The sequence below is a fragment of the Catellatospora sp. NPDC049609 genome, from assembly GCF_040675365.1.
GTDB lineage: Bacteria > Actinomycetota > Actinomycetes > Mycobacteriales > Micromonosporaceae > Catellatospora.
Genome location: NZ_JBFAOU010000351.1, coordinates 1 through 3,697, shown reverse-complemented (window position 1 = coordinate 3,697; position 3,697 = coordinate 1). Strand labels below are relative to the sequence as shown.

Here is a 3,697-nt window from a genome sequence, read left to right as displayed (position 1 = left end):
CGCTGGTCACTGCGCAAGCTCGCCGCCTACCTGCGCCGGGTCCACGGGCGGGTCATCCGCATCGGCCGCGAGGCCCTGCGCCGTCTGCTGGCCCGCCGCGGTGTCACGTTCCAGCGGACCAAGACGTGGAAGGAGTCCCCGGACCCCGACCGCGACGCCAAGCTCGACCGGATCAAGGAGGTCCTGGACCGCCTCCCGGAGCGGGTCTTCGCGTTCGACGAGTTCGGGCCGCTCGGGATCCGCCCCACCGCCGGAGCAGGCTGGGCCACCCAGGGCCACCCGGAGAGGCTGCCGGCCACCTACCGCCGCACCCACGGCATCCGCTACTTCCACGGCTGCTACTCGCTCGGCGACGACAAACTCTGGGGCGTCAACCGCCGCCGCAAGGGCACCGCCAACACCCTCGCCGCGCTGAAATCGATCCGCGCCGCCCGCCCCGACGGCGCCCCCATCTACGTGATCCTGGACAACCTGTCCGCCCACAAGAGCGAAACGATCCGCCACTGGGCGAGGAAGCACCGGGTCGAGCTGTGCTTCACCCCAACCTACGCCTCCTGGGCCAACCCGATCGAGGCCCATTTCGGCCCGCTGCGGCAGTTCACCATCGCCAACTCCCACCACCGCAGCCACACCACCCAGACCCGGGCCCTGCACGCCTACCTGCGCTGGCGCAACGCCAACGCCCGCCACCCCGACGTCCTGGCAGCCCAACGCCGCGAACGCGCCCGCGTCCGCAGCGAGAAAGGCATCCGCTGGGGCGGACGCCCACTCACCGCAGCAGCCTGACCAACCCGGCAAACGTATGCGGCCAGAGCACTAGATCGCCGCGCTGGTCGGCACCTGCCATGCGCCCTGCCACCGGCGCTGGCCGACCAAGCCCTGCGTCAGCAGCCGCAGCACCTCCTCGTAGCCCTGCCCGAAGAACAGGCACATAGCCAGGACGAAGTACACGACCACCCGTGACGGCAGCGGCCGCGACCGCTGCTGAACCCGGCCTGTTGCTGCAAGGACCTCGTCGATCAGTCCCCGCGGAAACGTCCGGGTGAGCACCCGATCGCGATCCGATCCGACAGACGCTCACCCGACGACTTCACCTGACCAGCACGCGGCATACCCCTACAACCACCCTAAACGGCCAAAGTAACCGGTATTGTGCCTAAGCCGCCTGGAACACGAACGCTTTCCTGCCCCTGCACGTATAGGCATGCGTGGCGAGCGAGGGCTGTCCTCGTAAAATTGCCACCTATCGATCTGATGGTTAAGAGGATCTACAAGGCCAGTGCTGGGACGGAAAACATGAAATTGATGGTTCGTCATGTAGGGCGGACGCTTGTCGCTGTCACCGCTTGGGCGATGGTTGCCGGGATGTTCCCCGGGTCAGCGCTCGCGGTAGAAGACCCGCCGCCCCCACCTAACTACAACGCCTGCGCCATTTCAGGTGGGTTCTGGAACGGTATCGGTGTGATGAACTACCGAATGGACGCCGACTACCAGTACTTGAAATTCTACAACTGTCCACTGCCTGCCCCTTGGGCACCGCAAGACGTGTACAAGGTGTCCGTCAACTACGTCGTCAACCCCGACAATGATGACAGCTACACCACCACTCGGCTAGATTTTTGCCTGAGCCCGCATATGGTCTTGGATCTCGGTGCCGGCGGGCACCACTCAGGGTCGAGGTACCGAAACGGGGCGGCGATCATGCCCATCGCGTTGCCGAGGAAAGATGGCTCTTGCTCGCCGGCGAACAATCCGCCTGTGCCCCCCGTGGGCCCGCCGGGCAATCCCCCTCCAGGATCTCCGCCGCCCGCGCCGCCGACGGTGCATATCACAGGGACGGTGGTGGCGCCCCGCCGCATGACTATCGCGGGCCAGGTTAGTCCTGTGCGGCCGCTTCCAGGTGCGAAGTGGGAGTTGTGGTATGAGGGCAAGGGTGGTGCGGCGTCCGACCCTGTGCAATGGCGTGCGGTGCCGTCCGAGCCAGGGGAGATGGGCGTGCCGGTTACTGGCTACCTTGACGACCAGGGCCGTTTCGATCTCAATTTCGTCTACCCTCAGCGCTACCAGTTGCCCAATGGCACCGAGTGGCACGGTTGCTCAGCCACTTCGGTCAGTTTTCAGCAGTCGTACGCGTGTGCTGACGACAAGCTGGTCCTAAAGGTGTTCCCGGTCAACCAGGACGTATCTGCCGTGGTTCGTGAGCCGGGGAGTGTGGAGCCTGGCGACTACGAGCCGATGCTGACTATCCCGCTGGGCCTGCACTTCCAGCGAGACGACGGCCTGCAGCATAGGGCCGAATCAAATTCAGCCCACGCCTACGCTGCGATCTATAACGTGCGGGAATTGGTGGGTACTGACCAGCTCGGAGACGCACACATCTTTCTCAACGATGAGGGACGATCATTCTACGACCCGGTCTTCGGCGTCATCCACGTCGGCACCGATGAAGGCGCGTCCGGGCAGGTGGAGCACGAGTTGGGTCATCGAGTAATGCATCAACTGTACGGGCTTGAATTTGTTCTCTGGGTTAAAGAGAACTGCAACCCGCACTATGTCCAACGTGCCAGTAGCGAGGAGTGCGCCTGGAGTGAAGGATTCGCCTATTGGATCGGTGTCGCGGCCGAAAACGAGCCGGGCTCGACTGAATGGACTCAGATCACGTGGGGAGGCGGATACCGCTTGGACATCGAAAAACGCACTGATGTCTCGGGCAAGCAGTTCGAATTCGGCCCGGAAGTAGAAGGAAACATCGCGGCTGCCCTCTTCGATCTGATCGACAACAATCCACCTAGCGAACCGAACGCCGGACCGCTCGAGCGAAAGTTCAACGTCCATGACATCAGCGTGCATCCATTTCAGCAGGTTCTTGATGTCATCTGGGAAAACGATCCACGTAGTTTCACTGCGTTTTGGCCGAGGTGGGTCGAATTCCATTCGGGAGAACAGCGCGATGCGCAGACCCTCTGGCTCAATACACTTCACTTTGCCGGAATGGTCGATGCGGATACCGCCAACGGCCGTGGAGCTTGGGTGAGCCAAGACTGCGGTAGTTGCCTCCTCAATGACATGGCGGTGTCGAAAGATCCTGCTGCAACACTGACCTGGAACGTCGCCGTGAAACCGTCGACCACGAGCCACAAGTCGGGGCTATGGGACGTCTGGGTGTACGTTCCGGAAGGGAACCAACTCGATCCGAATGCCCGCTACAAGATAAAGACGAACACCGGCTCAAAGACGTTCATTATTAATCAGCAGGTTCGCCAGGGCAATTGGGTGCTACTAAACCCCGCAGCTGGAGTTGGTCTCAACACGAAGGAGCGGGTCGCCATAGAACTCGCTCGTGGCACCAAGCCGAACTCTCAGGGCACCAAGATTCAAGCAGACGGAGTGCTGATCGCACCCCGCCTGCCCTGGTGAGATAGAATCCGTCGAACAACGCCCGCCCAACGCGAAGGGCCGAGAGCATTGGCTTCTCGGCCCTTCGTATCTGTAACGGAGGGCCAGCAAGCAAGCCCCGAGGGGATCCAACAGCGGATTCAACGCGCGTGCGTCACTGGCCTCTAGTTTTACAACCGTGGCTGGTGCCCGCGGCCAGTGAATGATGGATCTGGCGAAGATCTTGTGGTGCAGTGCTTCACGGCGTCGTGTGTGGACTGTGATACATGATCGCGGTGCGATGTTGAAGCTCTGAAGGTCC

General features: G+C 62.3%; 3 protein-coding genes. 2 read left to right on the top strand and 1 reads right to left on the bottom strand.

The window, feature by feature from the left end:
• On the top strand, positions 1–786 hold a 786-nt coding region (locus AB0J67_RS39795; protein ID WP_363490794.1), incomplete at its 5' end, for an IS630 family transposase.
• 30 nt (positions 787–816) lie between these two features.
• On the opposite strand, the gene AB0J67_RS39790 is transcribed toward AB0J67_RS39795, so the two are convergent.
• Entirely contained in the window at positions 817–1,050 is a 234-nt protein-coding gene (locus AB0J67_RS39790) for a transposase domain-containing protein (protein WP_363490792.1), read from the bottom strand.
• 246 nt (positions 1,051–1,296) lie between these two features.
• On the opposite strand from AB0J67_RS39790, the gene AB0J67_RS39785 reads away from it, so the two are divergent.
• Positions 1,297–3,417, top strand: coding sequence for a hypothetical protein (locus AB0J67_RS39785; protein WP_363490790.1), 2,121 nt, complete (start codon positions 1,297–1,299; stop codon positions 3,415–3,417).
• Positions 3,418–3,697: the final 280 nt, after the last annotated feature.

What these genes read in the sequence shown, in the direction of transcription:
- AB0J67_RS39785 (WP_363490790.1), top strand. Translation starts at nt 1,297, where the DNA reads ATGAAATTGATGGTTCGTCATGTAGGGCGGACGCTTGTCGCTGTCACC.